Consider the following 22898-nt stretch of genomic DNA (forward strand, 5'->3'; position numbering starts at 1 on the left):
GCATTATGTGCTCATGACGCATGTGGTCGTATCTGTTCCCGCACCCGATGCAGCCGATCTCGAGGTGGTGATTGATGACCTCCAAACGCGTCATCTCTCCGTATCTCCTGAGGTGGATGTCCGGTCGCTGGACGGTGACACTGCAGCGCTGATCGTCATCTTGCTCACGTCGCAGGCGATTGAGGTCCTGGGTCATTGGCTCACAGCTCGCGCGCGCGCCCGCAAATCAACCAGCGTCACCTTCGACGGGGTCACGATCACGGCGAACTCGGTCGCCGAGGTCGAACGTGTCGCCGCCAGCCTGCGACTCGCTTCCACCGACAAGAAGAAGCAAAAGAAGAAGAAGAAATAGAGCGAGGGGAAGCGCGCGTGGATGAGGACTGGCTCTCGGCATACATCGAAGCCACGCGGCCCTCAGTCTGGGGTTCCCGCGAGGACGGAGACTACCAGGCGCGGTTTGCGAGCATCGCCGAAGCACTGACGCTTTCTGATGGGGCCTCCACCGTGCAGGTGCACGCCGTTCGCTCTGTGATGTACGAGGTTTCGCGCGCGACTCTCTCTGGCGGTCATGCGGTCATCCTCGATCTCTCCTTGATGCAGGTCATGGATCGCCTCACCAGGCTGACGCTCAGTCCGCTCAACGTCCGCCAGCTGCAGTTTGGGATCGCTGCCCTGTTCGCCAACCGATTCGCCTCTAGGGGACGTCCTGTCGAAGCCTTCTACGCTGCGGAGGTGGGAACGAATGGGCGCGCGGCGTTGCCGGACACCAGCGAACGAGAAGATCGCTGGTTCGATCGGGCCGCCCTGATGCAGCTACTTTTCGCCTTCGCCCATGAGCTCGCCCATTGCGACGACGAAGCAGGTAAGGCCTTGATAAAGCTTCCGGTCGACGATTTCTGGGAATGGTGGGCCTCCGCCATGGACCCCTATCGCGAGCGGCTGGAGGGGCAGTTGTCCTCGGGAAACCTCGATTGGCTCGAACGTCTTCCCGACGACGGTGCTGAGCTTCTCGAGGGGGGACTCGATGGATTCTCGGCCGAGGTCCGGCAACGTACTACTGACCAGATCGCTCGCGGCGATCTGCATTGTTACTGGTCCATCGAGAAGGTGATGGATCATCTGCTCAGCGATACCTCGGGCGAACTCGCTCGAGAAGTGATGTGTGACGCTGCAGCGATGCTGACCCTGATGGTCAGCGCCCCCGTCGAGGGCACCTCGATGGCAGACCGAGTCGAGGCGTGCGTGACAGCGAGCAGAAACCTCGCCATCTTGCGACGCATCGAAGACGCGACCTCGGACTCAACCCGAGATAGCGAGTCCGACGCACGCGCGTCCAGTGACTCACTCGTGCGCACGCGGTTGCTTCTCCTGCTTGGCCAATCGATGCTGAGAGGTCTAGCCTTTCGCGAGCACGGCGATTCGTCGGAGTCCGAGAATGCCGAGCTTGTGAGCGCACTCGAAGCGCTCGATGAGCTTCACTCCCGGAGCAGTGTCCTGTCAGCGGCCGTCGACCTGTGGCTTCCGCACCACGCGTCGAGAATCGCCACAGCGATCGCCCGAAGGCAGCCGTCTGGCGCCCGCGTCGGCATCGACCTCCCGGTGAGGATCGAGCGGACGACGGAGCTCCTTCGGCCACGACGCGGCGCTGTCCCCGTGCGCGGCGATGCTGATTCCTCGGCCGACACGCCGCTCTTCACCGTGTCAGCCTCCGAGCTGATCAGCAGCCGGGTCGCGCCCCGGACACCGGTGTCCGTGAGCACGACATCAATCCCTGTAGGCGCGGTCGGGCGCCGGTTCGGCAGGCTTCTCGCGGTCGGACTCCGCGACATACTCGACGGCGACAAGGCACTCGCCGTGCTGGCCGCCGCCGCGTTGGCGTCGAGTCTGCGCCTCGCGAAGACGAACCGTGAAAGCCCAAGGGTACGGCCGGTAGCGCTGTGCAGCTTCACCGATCGAGCCGAACTGGACCTCCTTCAACCGATTGCGGGAGGAGAAACGGGTGTCCTCCGAATTCGGCTCCTTGACGCAATCGAAGCTCGGAGGGATTTCATTGACACCGCCGTCGTGGTCTGCGGCGGCTCTTCGAACGGCGGCGTTGAGGACTCGGTCTTCCTCGAGGTGTGGCACCCCGGGTCGGCGCGGATCACAATCCTCGCGACATACCAGCCATCGCGTTTCGGGCGCCTGCGCTACACCAACTTCCGGGTCCTCCCCCAGCCGCTCGACGAGGTACTCAGAGCTCACAACTAGAGATTGACTCGGGACGTTAGGAGAGTCGCGGCGCTCAGTCCACCACCATGCTCGAGACCCGCTCGACTGCGTAGCCCGCGTCCATCAACCGTTTGCGTTCGCCTCGCTCGGCCAGCCAATTCTCAATCGGATCGAGGATCCTCCCGAGGGGCGGAACTAGAGCGAGGACCAAGCCAGCGAATCCCACCAGGCCGACGATGATCACTCCCAGACGATCAGCCGGGTCGGGTCTTGTCACAAAGACCCAGACCGCCCACGCGATCACGACCAGAGCGACAACCCGGACAGTCCAGATGGCTCCATTTCTCCATCCGCGCGCGACCTGCTTTGCGCGCTTGCGGATGTTCTCGCGCTTTGCCGCCTCACTCACTGCGTGCCGCGCCAGCTCCGCCTCCAGGCGATGATTAGCCTGAGATGCGTCCGCCAGTTGGCTCTCCGCCTGCTCCCGCGCCATTTCCTGGCGGGCACGTTCGCCTGTCGCCGTCTCAACAGCAGCAGCCGCTTCGGCGGCCTGATCCGTCAGCTCACGCACCTGGTCTTCGAGTGGCGCCGTGGCCTCGCTTCTGACCCGGTTGAGAGCGTTGATCGGCGATTCCGCGTTGACGGCCTCGCTCTGGCCGAGTGTCTCCTGCATCAGGGACTCGCGGCTGATCCTGCTCGTCCGAAGAATCACGGCCTCGTCAGCGCTCACCGTGTTGGTCGACTCGAGTCGTTCGACCTCATCCAGGTAACGTGACCAGGTGCTGGGACTCGGCTGCATACCCGCGTAGGCAGAGGCCAGCAGCATCTCACGGGGAGTATCGGGCCCTGACGCTGGACTTCGAACCCACAGGATGCCTGCCAGCGCATCGGTCGTGATCGCGAGCGGAAACCCTCCGCCGCGTTCGTCGAACTCGACGGCTCCCATGACCAGATTCGCGTTGGAAGTCACCAGAACGGCGCGACAATGCTCGAGGGTCTTCGTCGTGCGTCCTCGCCGCAATCGGTGAGTTGATGAAAGGGACATCACATCGTTGACACGCGCAGCGTCCTGGAAGTAGTGAACTTTCGACTGGATCAAGTCTTCGAGTTTGGACTCGTCCAATCCGTATTGGTAGTAGCCATCGGGTCGGCTGATGACCTCGATCTGCTCATCGGCGAGCAGACGGTGGACTTGTGACAGGAGAAGCGCGATATCCGCCGGCGATGCGCCGATATCCGAGAAATGCAGGAACCCAGTCGACGTCGAACGGCTCCGATTCCCCTTGCGGAGTGCCTGAGTGACGTGCTCCAAGATTCCTTCCAACTCGCTGACACTGTGATCGAAAGTCACGAGCTTTGCGGACTGGGCACAAGCCAGCGAGACCAACTGTCTCGCCGCAGCTTGCGCTACGTCTCCGTGGAACCCCAGCACATCCATGAGTACCGGCGTATCGATGACGAGATAAAGATCAGCAAGCGATTCTTTGAGACCCGAGGTGTCCAGGAGGAGGACCGCTGCAAGCATGGCGCCCTTGGCCGCCTCCACGACATATCCGAAGCGAACTTGATCGTGCTCCGCCAGATGGGTGACGAAGGACGCCACCAGAAAATCAGCACCGGGGGTTGGCTCGCTCGGCTTGCGGCTACCCCGGATGCTCTGATTGAGCAGCGGCGCGGCATGTCGTTCGAAATAGCTGGCAAGCAGGCCACCTGGGTCGTCGGTAAGCACGTCAACGCGATCTGGAAATCGCTCGTGAACGAATGAGCCGAACGCCGAGATAAGGTCGGATTGCCGACGCTGGTACTGCGTCACTTCCTGCTGCAGAGCTGGTGCTTCTTCCTGCCCCTTCGCAGTGATCGCGACTGCGTTCTCACCAATGCTCTCCGTGAACCCCGCACGGCCTAAACCACGAAGAAGTCTCCTGACGACGAGCGCGGGTATCTCGATCCCGAAGCGCGAATGAATCGTGTCGGCGATGACGTTTCGCTCAAGATACGGGCTCGAAGATTCGGCGAGAACTGACAAGACGAAAGGTCGAAAGCTGTCGAGATATGCAGTCGCGTTCGAGTTGTAGTTTGCGCGGAGGACGGCGTATCCGAGCAGAGTGTTGGCCGACGCTTCGATGGGTCCGGGTTCCTTTCGGGTCTGAGCGCGTCAACCTTATCGGCTGCCTACGACGTGGAAGAACAGAGCAGGCTCGTCTGTCCATTCGAGGGGCGCTCGTCGCCTCCATCGAGGCGCGGCAACCGATTAGTCGTCGACGCTTCGCACTCCCCGTCGGTGTAAGGAAGCACCCGTTGGCGGACGGGATCTCGCCATCTGTGGGTCCGAAATTTGTTTGGTTGCTAGCTCCATAGTAATGCTTTACTATGTGGAAATCGCGCACTGATCCTCGACCGGCGCATACGCTCCACAGCCGGCCGCAGAGGAACCCCCGATTCGACAAAGGCTGCCGGATCGTGCGCGAAACAGCGGAACGGAGCTTCAATGATGAATTCTTTGCCCAGGTCCCGGCGGAACCGCCGCCGGGTCGCGGTGCTTGCCCTGGCAAGTGCCGTCACCCTCTCCCTCGCAGCGTGCGGAACCCAAGGCGCGCAGCCCGCATCGACCGGCTCGAAGCCGACCTCGGCTGCGAGCGGCGACGCGACAACCGTCGGTTCGTTCTCCTTCAACTCGGCTCTCTACGACGGAGCGAAGAAGGCGGCCCTCGATGCCACCGGCGGCAAGACGGACCTCGGCGGATCGGTCGACTTCGTCTGGGGTACCGGGGGCGCCGAGAACGACCGCCTCAAGGCCCTCCTGCAGCCCTTCACGGATGCCACGGGCATCACCGTGAACGTGGAGTCCGTCGCCAACATCGGACAGGTCGTCCAGACGCGCCTCTCGGCCGGCAACCCGCCCGACGTCGCGCTCGACACCGGGGCAGGCGCCGTTCACGGCTACTTCGCGTCGGGAAAGCTGAAGCCGATCGACGGCATCATCCCGAAGGACGAGTTCGTCAAGTCGTTCGGTGAAGGCCAGGCAGACGCTTTGACGATCGATGGTCACATCTACGGCATCCCGGGCGCCTCCCAGGGCATCGAGGTCTGGTACAACAAGAAGACCTACACAGGCCCCACCGAGAACGTGAGCTACTCCGACCTGGTGAAGTGGGCCGAGGGCGAGGTGAAGAAGGGCGCAACAGCACCGTTCTGCACGAACCTCGAGCAGGGCCCCGCGTCGGCGGTGAACGCGACCGTCCAGCTGGACAACATCATCGCGCAGGAAAAGGGCGCCGACTTCCTCCAGAAGCTCGCAACCGGTGCGATCAAGTACACATCGCCGGACGTCGAGAAGATCTACCGCGACTACGTCGCGCAGTTCGGGGACGGACTGGTGTACGGCGGCGCCCAGGGTGCGCTCACATCTCCCATCAAGGATTCGCCGCTCAACATGTTCACGTCGCCCCAGAAGTGCCAAGTCACGCACTGGGGATCGTTCGTTCCCGGGCTGATCACGGCCGCCTATCCGGATCTGAAGCCGGGAACCGACTTCGACTACTTCCCGCTGAAGCCCGAGAAGTCCTCGCAGACACCGATCTTCTACACGTGGGGCTGGGAGACGTTCGCCTTCAGCAACTCGCCCCAGACCAAGGCGTTCCTGAAGTACTGGGCCTCGACGGGCTTCCAGTCGCTCACCGCCTCCACCGGGGCCTACGTGATGGCCAACCAGAACGTCGACCTGCAGGTGTACCCGAACGACCTCATCCGTGGGATCGCCAAGGACATGCGTGACTCGGATGTGCGACTCGGCCCGTACGGGATCCAGCCGGTTCCTGTTCGCACCACCCTCCTCTCGGCGATCATGGGCAGCGTCGCAGACCCCAGCCAGCTCCACGAGCAGCTGGCCAAGGTCGACAAGGCGTACGCGACGTACAAGGCGTCGGGCGGCAAGTAATGCTCAGCGGTATCACGGTAGCGATCGCCGTCACCGTGGGTCTCCCCCTGGCGATCTGGGCCTACCTCCGTGTTTCGGAGTCAGTGGCCCGGGTCGCCGGGCGGAGCCGCAAGGCGTCGAATCGCGTACGAGCGCTTCTCTGGCTCCTCCCGGGCCTGGTGCTGGCAGGCGTCGTCCTCATCTATCCATTGCTGAGCACGCTCTGGAGCAGCTTCCAGGACTCGTCCGGGTTCGGGCTGGGGAACTACATCGCGATCTTCACGGACTCGTCTCAGATAAAGTCGGTGGTCAACTCGCTCATCTGGGTCGCGATCGTTCCGGTGGTCGTGCTCATCCTTGGCCTGGTGTTCTCCGTTCTCTCCGATCGAGTCAAGTACCAGAAGATCGCCCGGATGTGCATCATCGCCCCGACCGCGATCTCGATGACGGCCGCCACCATTGTGTGGGCCTCGGTCTACCGCTTCGATTCGGCTGGACAGACTCAGACCGGGCTGCTCAATGCGATCTGGACGTCGATCACCGGGGCTGCTCCCGTCGCCTGGACACTGCAGCCTCCCTTCAACAACGCAGCCCTGATGTTCATCGGAGTCTGGGCATGGCTGGGCTACGCATGCCTTCTCCTGACCTCCGCGGTCAAGGCGATCCCGGAGGAGGTCGTCGAAGCCGCGCGCATCGACGGCGTCTCGGAATGGCAGCTGTTCCGTCACATCACGTTCCCGCAGATCGTTCCCACGATGGGCATCGTCGTGACCGTCCTCGTCGTCTGGGCGCTGAAGGTCTTCGACATCGTCTATGTGCTCACCCAGGGCAACTACGGCACGTCCGTCCTGGCGATGGACATTTACAACCAACTGTTCGTGAACCAAGACCTCGGGAAGGGCAGTGCTCTTGCGATCGTGCTGCTGCTCATCGCCCTCCCCATCATCTGGTTCAACGTGCGAAACGTTCGAAAGGATGTCGGCGCATGAGCACCATCCAGATCGACACGGCCGAGCCATCGTCTCGGCCCACGTCCCCCCGGCGGAATTCTGCGACAACGGCCCGGAAGCGCAGACGACCGCGCCGAACGGCCGGCGGATTCCTCGCGCGGTTCGGTGTCCACATCGCTGTCCTGATCATCGTGGCGGTGTGGGTGCTACCGATCATCGGCCTACTGGTCAGCTCGTTCCGCACCGGCGCCGCCTCCGCGGTGGGAGGCTGGTGGACGTTCCTCAACGACGCGGGCCTGACGACAGAGGCCTACCGGAAGGCGCTCGTCGAGGGTCAGATGGCGCGAGGAACCCTCAACAGTTTCCTCATCACCATCCCGACGAACGTCATCCTGGTCGCGATCTCCGCGGTCACCGCCTACGCCTTCTCGACGATGAACTTCCGTGGGAAGAACGCGATCTTCCTGCTCATCGTCGGCATGCTCGCCATGCCCGCACAGGTCGCGCTCGCGCCGCTGTTCTCGCTCTTCACCTCGATCGGGTTGTCGGGCCAGTTCGCATCAGTGTGGATCTTCCAAGCCGGATTCGGGTTGCCGTTGGGACTTCTGGTGCTCCGGACCTACTTTGACTCGATCCCGTCCTCGCTCCACGAAGCCGCCCTGATCGACGGCGCGTCGATGCTCACGACCTTCATCCGTGTGATCCTGCCGATCTCGCTGCCTGCGCTGGCCTCAGTGCTCATCATGCAGTTCATCACGGCGTGGAACGACCTCCTCGCGCCACTGGTCTTCCTCGGCGGAGGACAGAATGCGCCCACAACGGTGCTCATCGCTGCATTGGCGAACAGCGAAACCTCGGACACCACCACGACCACGGCCGCAGCAGCGCTCATCTCGCTTGTGATTCCACTCGCCGTCTTCCTCTTCCTCCAGAGGTACTACTCACGCGGAATGACGGCCGGCGCAACCAAGGGCTGACGAACCACCGAACCGAAGGAGCTACACATGAGTTCAACGATCGAGGTCTCCTCGAACGTCGACGACCGCGCATCCGCGCCGTCCTTCCCGCGTCTCGGGATGGACATGATCACGTTCTTCAACGGGCCCTTCTGGGGTTACGAGCACTTCCGCGACCTCACCGTGCCTGGAGCGGTCTCGCCCGACGTCTTCTGGGACCGCGTCCTCGACATCATCGGCGAATCAGGAATCGAGGGTGTCGAGATCGCCGGAGGCTTCTCGCACTACACCACCGCTCTCGAGCGCTATGGGACTCCGGATCGGTTCGCCTCGGCTCTGGGCGATCGCGGACTCGAACTCTGCAGCGGCTTCTTCGCGGGGCTCCTTCTGGACTCCGACGGTTCCCGCGACTCTGATGCATGGGAGCGCCCGGACCGCCAGAAAGACATCCTCGAGGAGGTTGCTGCGTACGCGGACTTCCTGCGCGCCGCCGGCTCGGAGATCATGGTCATGGCCACTCCGATGAGGCGGACGTGGAACGTGGCAGACCCGCAGTTCGTCGACGGCGACTACCTCCAGCGGTTCGCATCGTTGGTCAACCGGATGGGCTACGTCGCACGAACGCGCGGGGTGAGGCTCGCGATCCATCCTGAAGCCCACGCGATCTTCTGGTTCCGCCGCGATATCCGGTTCCTTCTGGACCTCACCGATCCTGTCTACGTCGGGTTCTGCCCGGACACCGCGCACATCACCCTCGGCGGAGGCGACCCGATCGCCGTCTTCGAGGACAACGCCGAACGCGTTGTGATCTCCCATTGGAAGGACGCACTCGGCCCGGTCTCCCCCCACGTCGAGATCGACGACGAGATCTCGCCGTCTCATCACCCGTTCTTCGCGAACGTCGGCGACGGGCGCATCGACTGGTCCGGATGGACGCGTGCGCTTCGCGCGGCGGACTACTCGGGCTGGGCGATCCTCGAACTCGACGCCGCCCCGGATCCCGGAAAAGCGCTGCGCGACGCACGCAGTTTCGTGGACACCGAGCTGCGTCCTCTCTGGTGATCGGGCCGACGCACGTCGGCTCGTCGCTACTCACCCCCTCGAAAGGAACCTTCTTCTCGTGACGAATTTTCGTGACATAACTCTGGCCGACACCTGGTTCGACACCTCCTCAGAGGGTGTCGAGATCGCGGTCCGGCTCCCGACCTACCGCTCCGTCCCGCTCTCGTGCGTCGTGTTCCAGCACCTCGAGATCGACGGCACCGACCTCGACCTGACCGCCGCCGTCCTCGTCGTCGGGGGCGAGGAGTACCGCGTCGCGGACATGCCGTCGCGCCACGACGTGCAGTGGTTCGTAGGCGACACCGGCCTGCTGCGAGTGGCGAGCGGCGGCTCACGCTTCGAGGGCCTGCGTTCGGTGCGGCTCGTCATCGGGATGCGGATGCCTCCGTACATCTTCTGGGAGAAGCCGGGTGACATCTGCGACGCGGAGAAGATCATGTGGGGCCGCTCCGTCGAAGCGCGCGATGCGGGTGCGGTCGTCGAGTCCGACATTCGACTCGGGACCAGCCTGTACAGCTACTCCCCCGAACTCCAGGCCGGCATGTCGCTGTCCGAGCTGCTGCGCCAGATCAAGGCCCACGGAATCGGTCCGGGGGTGGAGGTCGTCGGCCACCAGACCTTCCGGAACTTCCCCGACATCGCATCGGAGGAGATCGCGATGTTCCGCGACGCTCTCGCGGAGAACGCGCTCGAACTCGTCGCCGTGGACGGCTTCGCCGACATCGGCGTGCGGACCGACCGTCCGCTCGATTTCGCGGAGACTGTCGAGATGCTGTCCCGCCAGGTCGAGGCGACCGCCGCTCTCGGCGCTCCGCTGCTGAAGGCCCAGTACACCGTCGAGCCCGAAGTCTTCCTGGCACTGATCCCGATCGCCAAGAAGCACGGCGTTCGCATCGGAGTCGAGATCCACGCGCCGCAGAGCGTCGACGACCCGACGATCCGAACGCTGATCGACGTGTTCACCGCGTCCGGCGAGGGTTGGCTCGGATTCGTGCCCGACACCGGTGCCTCCGTCTCGGGCATCCCCGAGGCCTTCCTCGAGGCATACCGGCGCAAGGGAATCAACGAAACGATCATCCAGTTCGTGGCGGACGCCTGGGCGACGGCGCGCGCCGAAGGTCGCGACCAGGTCGCTGAGCGCACTGCGATCGAGAGCGCTGCTCAGGCGCACCCGCAGGGTGGGGACGAGGCCGCTGCCTTCGCCTACCGAGCCTTCCACTGGTTCGGGTACCAGCAGCCCGAGCGGTGGGCCGAGCTCGGCGATCTGATCTTCCACGTGCACGGCAAGGTGTTCGCGAACGATCCTGCCGGTCAGGGAGACCTCAGCGTGCCGAACCGCGACATCTTCGACACCCTTCGGTCTGTCGGCTACCGCGGGTTCGTCTGCAGCGAGTACGAGGGCTGGCAGTGGCTCGAGAGCGAGAGCTGGCCTCCGAACGACCTGGCTGCTGTTGCCGAGCAGCACCGCGTCTGGGGAGAGCTGGCCCAGAGCCCGGCGCTCGCCGGATCGGAGGCCTGAACCGATGACGATCGAACACGCAGACATCGTGATCGTCGGCAGCGGACCGGCAGGTAGTGCGGCCGCCGCCGAGCTCCGCGGCCTTCTTCCGGACGCGTCCATCGTGATCGTGGAAGCGGGGCCACGGATCGCCGAGACCCCGGGCACGAATGTGCTGAACATGGGGCCAGCAGAACGTGAGACAGCACAAAGGGCTTCAGAAGGCCCAGCGCCGGTGCCCGCCACCTCGCGGTCCGGCATCGCCGACGGCAGGATCGTCGGGCGTCCGGGCACATTCCTTGCGGGCGAGCCTGCCGAGGGGGCCGACCCTCAAGACGGGATGCCCGCGGCGGCGATGTCGAGCAATGTCGGCGGGATGGGATCCCACTGGACCTGCGCCTGCCCGGAGCCCACGGACGATGAGGTCATCGCGGAGATCGACGAGGTCGAATTCCGTAACGCCTTTCATCGTGCTCAGGAATTGCTGGGTGTGTCCACGACCGTCTTCGACCCGACTCCCGACGTCGAGCGCGTCCGACAGCTCGCGACCGAGACCCTCGGGACCCTCTCCCGCCCCATCGGCGCCATGCCGCTCGCCGCGAGTCGGGTGTCGGGCAAGAAGGCGTTCTGGGGAGGGCCGGCGCAGATTCTCGGAAGCCTCCTCCTCACCGGATCCGTCTCCCTGCTCGAGAACACCCTGTGCCGACGCGTCGTCATGGACGGAGATCGGGCGACCGGTGTGGACGTCGTAGACCTGACGTCGGGCACCTCCCGGCGTATCCACGCGGACGCGGTGATCGTCGCAGCCGACACGCTCCGCACGCCGCAGCTGCTGTGGGCTTCGGGCATCCGACCCGCGGCGCTCGGGCACAACCTGAACGACCAGCCTCAAGTCGTGGGTGGAGTCCGTTACCTCGGCCAAGGCGAGGCCCCCGAGGTCGACATGAGTGCTGACGTGCGGGACCGATTCGCGGGGGTTACTTGGGTCCCCTACGACCGCGAGCGGCACCCCTTCCACGGTCAGATCCTCCAGCTCGAGGCGGCGCCGATCGCCGTCGGGGGTGACCTCGCCGATCGGTTGCTGCTCCTCAGCTGGTTCCTTCCCAAGGACATCCGCTCGGAGGATAGAGTCGAGTTCTCCTCGACCGCGACGGACCGATATGGGATGCCCGCGATGCGCATCACATACGGCCTCTCCGAAGAAGACCTCCGCCGCGTGGAAAACGCCAAGCATGTCGTCACCAGACTCGGCTTGGCGCTCGGATGGTTCGAGCCCAGTGCACTCCCGCGGCTTCTGCCCGCGGGAAGCTCCATGCATTACCAGGGCACCGTCCGCATGGGGCGGACCGATGATGGCGGATCCGTCAGCGACACGCACGGCCGCGTGTGGGGGACAGCGAACGTCTTCGTCGCCGGCAACGGGGTCATCCCGACCGAGACCGCGTGCAACCCCACGGCGACCGCCGTGGCGCTCGCGGTACGAACCGGACGCGAGATCGCGTCGGTCTTCACCAGTGAGGCGATCGCGAGCTGAGGCATCCGCCGTCAATGAAACTGCCCCCGATCCGGATTCCGGATCGGGGGCAGTTTCACGTGCGATCGTCTCAGCGGTAGTACTGCGGCAGCGCGTTCGCCTCCATGTACTCCTTGGCGGCGAGGAGCTCGCCGGCCGGATCCTTCGCCGCATCGAGCTCGATGATGGCCCAGCCGGAATAGTCGACATCGCGCAGCGCGCCGGCCCAGCCCGCCCAGTCGACCGCTCCGGTGCCGACGCGGACGTACATCTCCTGGTGCAGAGCCGGAGAGTTCATCTGCATCTGCTCGCGCGCCGGACCACTCACGTCCTTCCAGTGCGTCATGGTCACCCGCTGGGAGTGATCCCGCAGCACGGCGACCGGGTCGCTTCCGCCGGCGAGGATCTGCGCGGTGTCTGGACAGAAGTCGATGAACACGGGGTCGGTGAGCTCGAGGAAGAGGTCGATGTCGCGGCGGAACCAGAACACTGAGCCGGAGGCGGCGTGCAGGGCGAGGCGCACACCGTGCTGGCGTGTCGTCAGCCCCATCTGGTTGATGAAGTCGGCGAGCTTCTTGGCGTAGTCGAGGTCGACGAAGCCGCCGCCCTCGTTCCAAAGCGGACGGGTCGGCAGGCTCGCGACCATGACGTTCGCGCCGGCACCGCGGATGAAGTCCGCATAGTCGGCGATCTCGTCCAGGATGACGGCCTGGCGCTCGGGGTGCATCCAGTCGGTGCGGTCCCACTTTCGCGGGTCGGAGAAGAGCAGGCCGTTGTAGAAGCCGCTGCAGAGCTCGAGGCCGCGGTTGCCGAGGGCGCTCACGAAGCCGTCGACGGTGCCGTAGCGCTGCAGCGCGTTGCGCCAGTCGCTCAGTCCGACCGTGATCTCGACACCTTCGATTCCAGCGTGCTCGAGGATGTCGAGCGACTTGTCCCAGAACACGTCCGGGGAGACCGTGTCGCGGTAATACACCTTCGAATAGTCGTCGAGACCCCACAGCTCGGTGTTGTACATCGTGATGAAGTCCATCGCGAGTCTCAACCGGGGCTGCTCCGCTCCGGTCGTCTTGCTTTCTGCCACGTCCACTCCTTTGTCTGCGTAGACGGCCGGACCCAGTGTCCTGCCGCATAGTAATGCTTTACTATATCGTTGATCAGGCGTTCTTCGCGGCCTGAACCAGGTTCTCCGCGCCCAGCACGGCGAAGCTCACGCTGGTCAGCGTGGGGTTGCAGGCCGTCGCGGTCGGGATCAGCCCATTGCCGCCGAGATAGAGGTTGCGGTACCCCCACACGCGGGACCACGGGTCGCACACGCTGGATCCGTCGTCGATGGGGCCCATCCGGTACGTGCCCTGGTAGTGCAGCGAGCTGCCCGCGGGGAGCAGACGCGCATGTCCACCCTCGGCATAGTGACCGAGCGACTCCACGGCGCGATCGATGTCGGCGATCGCCTCGGCGACGTTCCGCTCGTCCTCCTCAGTGAGGGAGTAGCGGATCGCCATCGCGGGCAGGCCGAATGCGTCGACCTCGTCGCTCGAGAACTCCACTGCATCGTCGAAGGAGAGCTCCTTGGGCAGGAACCAGCCGAACGTCACAAGGTGCCGGTTCTCCGGGTCGACCAGGCCCTCCACCGCGATCGGAGCCGCCTCCATCTGCATGATCTGGCCGTGGAACGGGTGGCTCGCGTCGTCGAACGGGATCCAGAGCACGCCCGTCAGCTGGTCGCGGATATCCACGAGGTCCGCGCCGGCGGCCGTCTCCGAGTTCCGCACGTCTACCTTGTCGGCCTCGAGCTCGATTGCGCTGACAACCTGCGGCTGGTCATTGAGGTAGTGACCGAGAGCGGTAGGCCGAATTCCTGACGCCCACAGCAGCTGCGGCGTGCGAAGGCTATCCGCCGCGACGACGACCCATGTGGCTCGCACGGTGGACACGACGCCCGTGGCCAGGTCGCGGATCTCCGCTCCGACGACGGCATCGCCGTCGGTCAGGAGGCGCACGCAGGTGCTGCGTTCGCGGAGTTCGAATCCCGACCCGGAGGCGTCCGCGGCAAGGTCACCGAGGATCGTGCCGGCACCGCTCCATACGGGCAGGGCGCTGCCGCTCGGTTCGCAAGCGAGCGGCATGGGCTGCACGCGCAGGGCCGGCGCGCGCTCCCCGTCGTACAGGGAGGAGAGAACCGCTTGGACAGCCTGGGTCGTCGGCGCGACCGGAAAACCCTCCTGCGTGACGTGCAGCAGCCGTCGGGCTTCGTCGAACGCCCTCTCCTGCGTCGCGTCGTCAATGAAGTCGACCTTCTCCGAGCCGCTCGGCGGGGGGCAGGCGCAGGTCCAGTGCGCGCCCATCCCGCCGACATTGGTGGACATCGCGGCGGCGGGCATTCCTTCCTGTAGGGAGGATCCGGTGAACTCGCGGACGAGATGAGTCCCCGGCCGCGCGACCACAGGCCCGTCAGGAGCGGCGTGAGTCGGCCCCTCCGACAAACGCTGCGCGACTCCACGCTCTTCGACGGAGAGGTTTCGTACGTTCGTTCCTGCCGGCGAAGTGAGGCGCGGACCGCTGTCGACCATGAGGATGCTCGCCTCCGGCAGCGCGTCCCGCAGCTCTCGCGCGTAGGTGGATCCCGCCGGCCCGCTGCCGACGATCAGGATGTCATAGGCCGCGACGGGTTCATCCGTCAGCGGTTCGGTGGATGCATGATCAGCCAAGCGTCTCTCCAATGAAATGCGTAGGTGGCAATGCGCGTCCGGCACGTTGGATCGTCGGACACGGCCTCGGACAGTGTCATAGTAATGCATTACTAACTACCCGATGGATAGGATTGTCACCGAAGACGAAGGAGCCTCGTGACTGAACCCACTAACGTCGCCGACGAACAGCCGAGGCGGGCGCCCACCGTGAAAGACGTTGCGCAAGCAGCGAAAGTGTCGACGGCGACCGTCTCCCGCGTGGTGAGCGACAACGGCTACCCCGTCGCAGAGGAGACCCGTCTCCGGGTGCTCGAAACAGTGCGCCGAATGGGCTACACACCGAACGACCTGGCGCGCAGCCTGTTGAAGGATGCGACCCGGACCATCGGGATCATCGTCCCCGACCTCGCCAATCCGCACCACCCCGGCGTGCTTCGCGGCGTCGAGGATGTCGCGGTCGCAAACGGATACTCGGTGCTCTTCAGCAGCATCGACGGGCATCCGGACCGGCTTGAGAACTACCTCAACGTGATGGCTACGAAGCGGATCGACGGCTTGATCATGGCAGGAGGCGGCTACGACAGCACTCCCCCGCTGGAGCAGATCCGCGCCTTGCGTCTCAAGACGGTGATGGCGGGTCCGCAAGCCGGGGGGCAGCTCCCCGGAGTGGAGATCGACAATGTCGCCGCCGGGCGACTTGCCGCCGAGCACCTCGTGCAACTGGGTCATCGATCGATCGGGGTCATCACCGGCCCGCAAGGCACAGCCGCCCCGGCAGGACGGCTGGCCGGGGCACGCCAGGTCTTTGCCGAGGCGGGGCTGAATCCCGGCGAGATGCCCGTCGTCGAGTCTCCGTTCGCCAGCGAGGGTGGTTACGCCGGCGGGCGCGCGTTGCTCGATCGCGACGACCGCCCTACAGCCATCATCGCGGCGAGCGATGTAATCGCCGTGGGCGCGATGGCCGCCGCGCATGATCTCGGGCTGCGCGTCCCTCAAGACCTCGCCATCGTCGGGTACGACGACATCCCCGTCTCCCGCTTTCTCCGTCCGTCGCTCACCACGATCGGCCTGCCGTCGTGGCAGATCGGCGCAACCGCGATGGAAGTACTGCTGAAGCTCCTCCGTGGCGAAGAAGTGCCCGACCACACGGTGCTGGGCCTCGAGCTCGTCGTCCGCGGCTCCACTGTTGCCGGAGCAGACGAGCCCGAGGCGGCACCTCAGGAATCTCAGGAGTAGATCGGGAGCAGCGTCGACTCGACGAAGGCGGTTGCTTCGGAGATCGCTCCGATCGGGTCGGCGGCCGCGTCGAGTTCGAGGATCGCCCAGCCCTCGAATCCCACGTGGCGCAGGGTGCGCGCCCACTCCTGCCAGTCGACGATCCCCGCGCCCGCCCGGGCGAAGTAGGGGTGGTGGGCCTTGAACATGTTCTCGTCCAACACCATCTGTACAGGAACGCGCCCGGTGGCGTCTTTCCAATGGGTGATCGTGATCCGCTCTGCGTGCTGGCGCACGATCTCCGATGGGTTGTTGCCCGCTGTCGTGATGTGTGCCGTGTCCGGGCAGAATCCGACATAGACAGGGTCTGTCAACGACAGGAACAAGTCGATGTCGCGGCGGAACCAGAGAACCGCATGCGTCTCGGGATGGATGGAGAGCCGCACTCCCCGTTTCGCAGCGAGGTAGCCCATCTCGTTGATCAGGGCGGCGAGCCCCATGGCGTACTCCGCATCCACGAACAGCGGCGGCGTCGCATCCCAGGTCGTCCGCAGCGGCAGACCCACGATCAGGTTTTCACACCCCGCCTGACCGAGAAACTCCGCGTACGCGTCGACCTCCGCGAGGAAAGCGTTCCGGCGCTCCAGTTCGCGCCAATCGCCCTCGACCACGAGTCCGGCGTAGAACCCGCTGCAGACTTCCAATCCCCGCTCGGCCAATGCCGAACGGAACCCCGACGCCGACCCGTAGCGCGCGAGCGCGTTGCGCCAGTGCCCCGGTCCGAAGGTCAGCTCGATTCCGTCGAGACCCGCGTCGGCGACCATGTCGAGCGCTCGGTCCCAGAAGACATCGGGAGAGACGGAATTGCGATCGTAGAAGCGGTTGTAGTCGTCAAGACCCCAGGTCTGTGCGTCGTACAACGTGATGAGGTCGATTCCGAACTTGATCCTCCGGCGCTCCGCCATTTTCTCGCTCCTTTGCTCGATTGCTGCACCCCGCACTCCGGGCGCGCTTGGTCTGAGCCATAGTAAAGCATTACTATAGTGTTCTCAGCCATCGTTAATTCGTCGAAGGAGACCACATGAGCAGCACCTCGGCAAGCAACCTCCCCCTTGCCGATCGCGTCGCCGTGATCACAGGCGCCAGCGAAGGTATCGGTAGAGGGATCGCGCTCGGCTTGGCCGCGGCCGGTGCACGAACCGTGCTCTGCGGCCGCCGTGTGGACAAACTCGCAGAGGTCGGGGCCGCGATCGAATCGGCAGGGGGACAGACCGAAACCATTGCGCTCGACGTGTCCGACGCCGCATCCGTCGCGAATGCCGCAAACGAGGTCGCCGCTCGCCACGGGAGCATCGCCGTGCTGGTGAACAGCGCGGGCTACTCGATCGACAGTCCCGCGTGGGACCTTCCATCGGACGAACTCGACACGATCGTCGACGTCGGCCTCAAAGGCCTCTTCCTGTGCTGCCAGGCGTTCGGATCGCTCATGCGCGAGAGCGGCTACGGCAAGATCATCAACTTGAGTTCGACCTTCGCGGTAGGAACCGCGCCCGGTGCGGCGGCGTACGCCTCGGTGAAAGCCGCCGTGTCCCACCTCACGCAAGCACTGGCCGTCGAGTGGGGCGCCGAGGGCATCAGAGTGAACGCGATCGGACCGACCTCGACACTTACTCCGAGCCGCGCCGGCCGCCGGAGTGCCGAGCAGATCCGCGCATTCGAGGCCACCGTCCCGCTCCGCCGGATGGGAACCGTAGACGACTTGGTGCCGGCCGCGGTCTTCCTCGCCTCCCCGGCGAGCGACTTCATCACCGGACAGACCCTGTTCGTCGATGGCGGCGTGACTGCTCGGTGAGGCACGGCCTGCAATGCAATCGAAGCCCGGGATAGGAGAGCGCGTGGTCGCGTGACACGAGGAAAGACCATTGGCGTCATCGCCGCCATTTGCGGTGGGTTGTGCGCGGCTACCCAGAGTCGCGTCAATGGCGCGTTGGGCGTCAGTCTGGGGAGTGGATGGGCTGCCGCCGTCATCTCGTTCGTGACTGGCCTCCTCGTCCTCGCCGTCGCCGTCTCCGCCTGGCCGGCCGCCCGATCGTCGACCGCGCTCATCGTGTCGGGCCTGCGCAGCCGGGGCCTGCGCTGGTGGGAGCTCCTCGGAGGTGCTTGCGGCGCGATGTACGTGGCATCCCAGGGCCTCGCCGTGGGAATCCTCGGTGTCGCCCTGTTCACTGTCGCCGCTGTCGCAGGCCAGACCGTCGCCTCCCTCGTCGTCGACCGCTTCGGGTTGACACCCGGAGGCGCGCGCGCCCTCTCGGCGACTCGAGTGCTTGCGGCCGCGTTGATCCTCGTCGCCGCTTCCCTCACCGCAGCCCAGGCACTCACCCGCCCGTCCGCGATCGGCGCCGTTCTCCTCCCCGTCGTCGCAGGCATGACGCTGTCCGTCCAGCAAGCTCTCAACGGCCGGATCCGACAGGCCGCCGATATGTCCGCGAAGCCTTCGACCGCCGCGGCCCTCGCGGGAACGGCGGCGGCGACACTCGTGAACTTCGCAGTCGGAACAGTCGTTCTCAGCGGAGCATTCGTGGTGGCGACCATCGTGGCCGGATGGCCAGGGGGCACGCTGCCGTCGAATCCACTGGCCTATGTCGGCGGGTTGCTGGGCATTGCCTTCGTCGGCGTGCAGGCCGCGGTGGTCCGCGAGATCGGCGTGCTGCTTCTTGCGCTCGGAGCGATCGCCGGCCAGATGGTCGGGGCCGTCGGACTCGATGTACTCGTCTCCGGGGCCGCTCCGAGCTGGACGACACTCCTCGGAGTCGCGTTGGCCATGATCGCGATCGTGTTGCCTCTGGGCGGCCCGCTGGTGCGCGCACGACGAGAGACGACATCGATACGGAGAGTCCGAGTCGAAAAGGAAGGATCACGACGATGAAAAGTGGGATTGTCGGGACAGGCTTCATGAGCCGAGTCCACGCGCAGGCTGTGCTCGCGGCAGGAGGCGAGCTCGTCGGCTTCGTCGCGTCCACGCAGGACAAGGCGAACGAGGCTGCCCGGCACTACCCGGGAGCCCGCGGGTTTGCATCGATCGATGCGTTGATCGACGCCGGTGCAGACGTCGTGCATGTGTGCACGCCCAACCATCTGCACGAAGCGCAAGCCGCCCATGCGATCGGCCGCTCTGTTGCCGTCATCTGCGAGAAGCCGCTGGCAACCTCGGTCGACGCCGCGCTGCGGCTGACGGAGTCGGCGGCGCAGGCCGGAGTGGTCGCGGCCGTGCCGTTCGTGTATCGCTATTACGCCGCCGTCCAGGAGATCAAGGCGCGCCTTGCCAGTCGCTCGGAGGCCGAACAGCCGTGGCTGCTCCACGGAAGCTACCTGCAGGACTGGCTCGCCGAGCCCACCTCGATGAACTGGCGGGTCGATCCGAAGCTGGGCGGCGGGAGTCGTGCGTTCGGCGACATCGGTGTGCACTGGTGTGATCTGATCGAATTCGTGACCGGCCAGCGCATCGTCTCCCTCTCCGCGCGACTCGGAAACGCGTTCGTACGGGCTGGAGATGCTGCCGCGAACGCGACGGAGGACGGCGGTGTGATCCAGTTCGCCACCGACGCCGGCTCGATCGGGTCGCTGGTCGTGTCCCAAGTGAGTGCCGGACGAAAGAACCGGCTGTGGTTCTCGATCGACGGCGCGGATCGCTCCTACTCCTTCGATCAGGAGGCGCCCGACACCTTCTGGCAGGGCGAGCTCGACGAGAACCGGTGGGTGGTACGAGACCCGGAGCGTCAGCATCTCACCGCGCGAGCGCGAGCGTCGGCCCTCCCGTCAGGACATCCTCAGGGGTACCAACACTGCTTCAACGACTTCGTGGCGTCCGTCTACGCCGCGGTGGCCGGGGAACCGGACGCCGCCCCGCCGCGATTCGCCGACGGCCTTCGGGCCGCGCGCTTGACCGAGGCGACTCTGGTTTCGGCCCGGGAGAATGCCTGGGTGGACGTCGAAACCGAGTATGCGGCAGTGTCATGACAGTGAAATCCGCGTGAGGCCGGCCATCCGGCGCCCCTACTTTCCGGCTCTGCTTCTCGTGGCCGCGACCGGGGCGCTTTCGACCGACACGTACGTCGCCGCGCTTCCGCGACTCGCAGCCGACCTCGGGGTGTCGTCGTCCGTCGCCCAGCTGACCATGACGGCCTGCATCGCGGGGATGGCGGTCGGGCAGTTGATGGGCGGGTCCTGGAGCGACGCTCGTGGACGGCGCGGACTCATCGTCACCTCATCGATCGCCTTCGCCGCGCTCTCCATCGTCTGCGCGGTCGCGACCAGCGCGTGGCTGCTGATCATCGCGCGTCTGTTCCAGGGCATCGCGTGCGGCGTCGGGGCCGCCGTGGGGCGCGCCGTCGTGACGGACGTCTGGTTCGGACGCGAGGCTGCGGCGCGGTTCGGAACGCTCACGGCCGTCGGACTGATCGCTCCCGTTGCGGGCCCTGCGATCGGCGGCGCCCTCCTCACGTTCGGCGACTGGCGCACGGTCTTCTGGTTCCTCGTGCTGCTCGGGGTGGTGATGGTCATCGGCGCGACGACGGGAATACCCGAGACGCTCCTGAAAGAGCGGCGGCATCCCGGGGGCTTCGCTAGCCTTGTGGCTCGAGCCCGGGACTTATTGACAGACCGCGCTTTCGTGGTACCTGTCATCGTCCAATGCTTCACTACGGGCGGCTTCTTCGTCTACATCGGCGGCTCCTCGTTCGTGCTTCAAGAAGACCTCGGCATCAGCCAGCAGCTCTACAGCGTGGTCTTCGCCGTCAACGCCGTCGCCATGATGATCTCGAGCATCTTGTTCCGACTTTTGGTCGGCCGTTTCGGGGCCTTCGCCCTCCGCCGGCTGGCAATCGGAGTCCAGAGCCTCGCGGTTGCCGCCCTGCTCACAGTCACCCTGATCTCCCCCGGCCATCAGCCACCGCTGGCAGCTGTCTGGACCTGTCTCGGTGTAATGACCTTCGGTCTCGGGACGTATCTGCCGTCGAACTCGTCTATCACTCAGGAAGCGGGCCGTCGATCGGCCGGTACCGCGTCCGCCCTCGGCGGTGGAATCCCGTTCCTGGTAGGCGCATGCACGACCCCGCTCACGGGGCTGATCGGGTCCGAGACGGTGCTCGTCATGGCTTCGCTCATGGCAGCGCTCTTCGCGTGCGCGATCCTCGCCGCCATCATGGGTGCGAGGACGCGTCGCGGGTAAGCACGCCGAATCATTCGAACACTAGTACTATTGTCGGTATGTCGTCAGTGGTGCTGCACGCGGATGCCGACTGCTTCTTTGCGGCGGTAGCGATGCGGTCACGGCCTGAACTTCAGGCGCGACCGATGGCGGTCGTCGCTCACGTATATGTGGCGAGTGCGAACTACCCTGCGCGGGCACGAGGAATCACGAGCGGAATGCTCGCGGCGGAGGCCGTGCGGGTCTTACCCGAACTCATCCTGGTCGACGTCGATCGGACCGCGGTGGAGAGCGCGAGCGACGCACTCTTCGAGCTCTTCGAGGGGATTGCGCGTGGTGTGGAACCGGGGTCGATGGAGGAGGCCTTTCTCGATGTGGGCGACGACTGGGAGCGGGCAGTCGAGGCAGGGCATCGCCTGCGACGTCGCGCCTTCGCCGAGTTAGGTATCCCGATCAGTGTTGGCGTGGGCCGCACCAAGCTGATGGCGAAGCTCGCCTCACGGGCCGCCAAGCCCGACGGTCTCAGCGAAATCGGACCTGACGCCGAAGCAGGCCTCCGCGTCACCCTGCCTGTGACTCAGTTGTGGGGTGTCGGCGATCGCACGATCCGACGACTCAGCACGCTGGGTGTCAAGCGACTCGGCGAAATCGATACCGTCCGAACCGATGTGTTGGCGCAGACGTGCGGGACGACGATGGCACGACGGCTGCTGCGATATCGGGACGGTACCGACGATGCGACCGTGCGGAGCGTCCGATCTCGGACCTCCCTGACGGCTGAGGTCGCGACGGGCGGCTACAGGCGGCCGGACTGGACTCCGGGTCAGATGCTCGAGCAGTGCGTAGTGCGAGCGTGCCGACGGATCGCTCGCGCCGAGCTTGTCGCCAGCGGCGTCACTGTCAGCCTCTTTGTGCGCGGAGGACAGCCGAATGTCATCTTCAAGCACACCGAAGCGACTCCTACGGCCGACTCTCGGATCTGGCTGGACGCATGCCGAGCACGAGCACCGCGACCAGTGCAGCCGCTCTCCGGGTTGAGGGTCACACTCACTGGTCTCATGCCCGCGACCACGGTGGCCACGACGCTATTCTGACCGCGATTCGGTTCCAGCAGTCACGGTGTTCGTCGGGCCCGAGTCGAAATCCCGTCCTGTCGTAACGCCCTGCTCAGCGAGCCAGGGCGTCCGCGCCACTACGAGCTCGACGGCCGGGTCGAGAGCGCGGAGATCCGATGGAGCAAGCGAGCAAGGTTGCGGATGTCTCGTTCCGGCCAGCCTTCGAGTTCGGCGAGCAGCGCCGACTCCCGGGGCTTGTTCGCCTTTTCCAGTTGCTCGAGACCGTGACGGGTCGCGGACAGCAGGCTGGACCTGGCATCGTTCGGGTCGAACTCGCGCTTGACGAGCCCTCGGTTCTCGAGGTCTCGCACGCTTCGGCTGATGTGACTCTTGTCGGTGAGGAGTGTTTCCGAGAGTGATCCCGGCGAGATGCTCTCATGCTGGGCGATGGTCAGGAAAACCCGGAACGCGCTAGGCGAGAGCCCGTCGCTCACCAACTGCGCGTTCTCAGTCACGAGCCGGCGGAATGTCCCCATGAGTTCTGTGAATCCCGCTTCGAGTTCGCGGATGGCCTCCGCCCGGTCACCAGAAGGGCCGTCGACTGGCGACCGGGGCGGGGTATTCAT

The 22898-nt window shown here is 65.2% G+C and carries 19 protein-coding genes; 14 read left to right on the forward strand and 5 right to left on the reverse strand.

Going from position 1 to position 22898, the window contains the following annotated elements:
- Window positions 1–13 precede the first annotated feature (13 nt).
- Window positions 14–352, forward strand: a complete 339-nt coding sequence (locus ACFVU2_RS01540) for a hypothetical protein (RefSeq protein ID WP_387870140.1) — start codon at window positions 14–16, stop codon at window positions 350–352.
- A 17-nt stretch (window positions 353–369) separates the two neighbouring features.
- On the forward strand, window positions 370–2250 hold the full coding sequence (locus tag ACFVU2_RS01545) for a hypothetical protein (protein ID WP_387870142.1): 1881 nt from the start codon (window positions 370–372) through the stop codon (window positions 2248–2250).
- Between the two features lie 34 nt (window positions 2251–2284).
- On the opposite strand, the gene ACFVU2_RS01550 is transcribed toward ACFVU2_RS01545, so the two are convergent.
- Window positions 2285–4237 carry a winged-helix domain-containing protein gene (locus ACFVU2_RS01550; RefSeq protein ID WP_387870144.1) on the reverse strand — a complete coding sequence of 651 codons (1953 nt, stop codon included), beginning with the start codon at window positions 4235–4237 and terminating at the stop codon, window positions 2285–2287.
- Window positions 4238–4747: 510 nt separating this feature from the next.
- Between ACFVU2_RS01550 and ACFVU2_RS01555 the strand changes: the two genes are divergently transcribed.
- From ACFVU2_RS01555 to ACFVU2_RS01580, 6 genes are all read left to right on the forward strand, one after another.
- Window positions 4748–6148 carry an ABC transporter substrate-binding protein gene (locus ACFVU2_RS01555; protein WP_387870146.1) on the forward strand — a complete coding sequence of 467 codons (1401 nt, stop codon included), beginning with the start codon at window positions 4748–4750 and terminating at the stop codon, window positions 6146–6148.
- Window positions 6148–7116 (forward strand): carbohydrate ABC transporter permease, encoded by a 969-nt coding sequence (locus ACFVU2_RS01560; RefSeq protein ID WP_387870147.1) that lies wholly within the window; start codon window positions 6148–6150, stop codon window positions 7114–7116. Before ACFVU2_RS01555 ends, ACFVU2_RS01560 begins: the two co-directional genes overlap by 1 nt.
- On the forward strand, window positions 7113–8054 hold the full coding sequence (locus tag ACFVU2_RS01565) for a carbohydrate ABC transporter permease (protein ID WP_387870149.1): 942 nt from the start codon (window positions 7113–7115) through the stop codon (window positions 8052–8054). Before ACFVU2_RS01560 ends, ACFVU2_RS01565 begins: the two co-directional genes overlap by 4 nt.
- Before the next feature lie 27 nt (window positions 8055–8081).
- A complete protein-coding gene (locus ACFVU2_RS01570; protein WP_387870150.1) occupies window positions 8082–9095 on the forward strand; it encodes a sugar phosphate isomerase/epimerase family protein in 1014 nt (337 codons plus the stop codon).
- A gap of 58 nt (window positions 9096–9153) precedes the next feature.
- Window positions 9154–10614 (forward strand): TIM barrel protein, encoded by a 1461-nt coding sequence (locus tag ACFVU2_RS01575; protein ID WP_387870152.1) that lies wholly within the window; start codon window positions 9154–9156, stop codon window positions 10612–10614.
- A 469-nt stretch (window positions 10615–11083) separates the two neighbouring features.
- Window positions 11084–12127 carry a GMC oxidoreductase gene (locus ACFVU2_RS01580; protein ID WP_387870154.1) on the forward strand — a complete coding sequence of 348 codons (1044 nt, stop codon included), beginning with the start codon at window positions 11084–11086 and terminating at the stop codon, window positions 12125–12127.
- A 70-nt stretch (window positions 12128–12197) separates the two neighbouring features.
- Here the strand turns inward: ACFVU2_RS01580 and ACFVU2_RS01585 are convergent, their stop codons facing one another.
- Window positions 12198–13187 carry a sugar phosphate isomerase/epimerase family protein gene (locus ACFVU2_RS01585; RefSeq protein WP_387870156.1) on the reverse strand — a complete coding sequence of 330 codons (990 nt, stop codon included), beginning with the start codon at window positions 13185–13187 and terminating at the stop codon, window positions 12198–12200.
- Window positions 13188–13260: 73 nt separating this feature from the next.
- Window positions 13261–14859, reverse strand: a complete 1599-nt coding sequence (locus ACFVU2_RS01590) for a GMC oxidoreductase (protein WP_387870158.1) — start codon at window positions 14857–14859, stop codon at window positions 13261–13263.
- Window positions 14860–15003: 144 nt separating this feature from the next.
- Here ACFVU2_RS01590 and ACFVU2_RS01595 point away from each other — a divergent pair, with 144 nt between their 5' ends.
- Window positions 15004–16032, forward strand: coding sequence for a LacI family DNA-binding transcriptional regulator (locus tag ACFVU2_RS01595; RefSeq protein WP_387872378.1), 1029 nt, complete (start codon window positions 15004–15006; stop codon window positions 16030–16032).
- Here ACFVU2_RS01595 and ACFVU2_RS01600 read toward each other — a convergent pair.
- The gene (locus ACFVU2_RS01600) at window positions 16023–16976 is read right to left on the reverse strand and encodes a sugar phosphate isomerase/epimerase family protein (protein WP_387870159.1); all 954 of its coding nucleotides are present in this window, start codon (window positions 16974–16976) and stop codon (window positions 16023–16025) included. The two genes, ACFVU2_RS01595 and ACFVU2_RS01600, sit on opposite strands and share 10 nt — an antisense overlap.
- Before the next feature lie 116 nt (window positions 16977–17092).
- On the opposite strand from ACFVU2_RS01600, the gene ACFVU2_RS01605 reads away from it, so the two are divergent.
- From ACFVU2_RS01605 to ACFVU2_RS01625, 5 genes are read left to right on the forward strand one after another with little or no spacing between them, the layout of a single operon-like run.
- The gene (locus ACFVU2_RS01605; protein WP_387870161.1) at window positions 17093–17863 is read left to right on the forward strand and encodes an SDR family NAD(P)-dependent oxidoreductase; all 771 of its coding nucleotides are present in this window, start codon (window positions 17093–17095) and stop codon (window positions 17861–17863) included.
- 51 nt (window positions 17864–17914) lie between these two features.
- Window positions 17915–18937: a DMT family transporter gene (locus ACFVU2_RS01610; protein WP_387870163.1), complete on the forward strand. Its 1023-nt coding sequence runs from the start codon at window positions 17915–17917 to the stop codon at window positions 18935–18937.
- Entirely contained in the window at window positions 18934–20028 is a 1095-nt protein-coding gene (locus ACFVU2_RS01615) for a Gfo/Idh/MocA family protein (protein WP_387870165.1), read from the forward strand. Before ACFVU2_RS01610 ends, ACFVU2_RS01615 begins: the two co-directional genes overlap by 4 nt.
- A gap of 13 nt (window positions 20029–20041) precedes the next feature.
- The gene (locus ACFVU2_RS01620; RefSeq protein ID WP_387870167.1) at window positions 20042–21238 is read left to right on the forward strand and encodes a multidrug effflux MFS transporter; all 1197 of its coding nucleotides are present in this window, start codon (window positions 20042–20044) and stop codon (window positions 21236–21238) included.
- 38 nt (window positions 21239–21276) lie between these two features.
- Complete coding sequence (locus ACFVU2_RS01625; RefSeq protein ID WP_387870168.1) at window positions 21277–22311, forward strand: DNA polymerase IV; 1035 nt, start codon at window positions 21277–21279, stop codon at window positions 22309–22311.
- A 98-nt stretch (window positions 22312–22409) separates the two neighbouring features.
- Here ACFVU2_RS01625 and ACFVU2_RS01630 read toward each other — a convergent pair whose 3' ends face one another.
- Window positions 22410–22898, reverse strand: coding sequence for a MarR family winged helix-turn-helix transcriptional regulator (locus ACFVU2_RS01630; RefSeq protein ID WP_387870170.1), 489 nt, complete (start codon window positions 22896–22898; stop codon window positions 22410–22412).

Source organism: Leifsonia sp. NPDC058194 (genome assembly GCF_042883605.1).
Taxonomy (GTDB): Bacteria; Actinomycetota; Actinomycetes; order Actinomycetales; family Microbacteriaceae; genus Leifsonia.

Excerpts from the sequence above, each read along its gene's own strand:
- ACFVU2_RS01540 (WP_387870140.1), top strand. The coding sequence starts at position 14 with ATGACGCATGTGGTCGTATCTGTTCCCGCACCCGATGCAGCCGATCTC.
- ACFVU2_RS01560 (WP_387870147.1), top strand. The coding sequence starts at position 6,148 with ATGCTCAGCGGTATCACGGTAGCGATCGCCGTCACCGTGGGTCTCCCC.
- ACFVU2_RS01565 (WP_387870149.1), top strand. The coding sequence starts at position 7,113 with ATGAGCACCATCCAGATCGACACGGCCGAGCCATCGTCTCGGCCCACG.
- ACFVU2_RS01570 (WP_387870150.1), top strand. The coding sequence starts at position 8,082 with ATGAGTTCAACGATCGAGGTCTCCTCGAACGTCGACGACCGCGCATCC.
- ACFVU2_RS01600 (WP_387870159.1), bottom strand. The coding sequence starts at position 16,976 with ATGGCGGAGCGCCGGAGGATCAAGTTCGGAATCGACCTCATCACGTTG.
- ACFVU2_RS01605 (WP_387870161.1), top strand. The coding sequence starts at position 17,093 with ATGAGCAGCACCTCGGCAAGCAACCTCCCCCTTGCCGATCGCGTCGCC.
- ACFVU2_RS01615 (WP_387870165.1), top strand. The coding sequence starts at position 18,934 with ATGAAAAGTGGGATTGTCGGGACAGGCTTCATGAGCCGAGTCCACGCG.
- ACFVU2_RS01625 (WP_387870168.1), top strand. The coding sequence starts at position 21,277 with ATGTCGTCAGTGGTGCTGCACGCGGATGCCGACTGCTTCTTTGCGGCG.
- ACFVU2_RS01630 (WP_387870170.1), bottom strand. The coding sequence starts at position 22,898 with ATGAATACCCCGCCCCGGTCGCCAGTCGACGGCCCTTCTGGTGACCGG.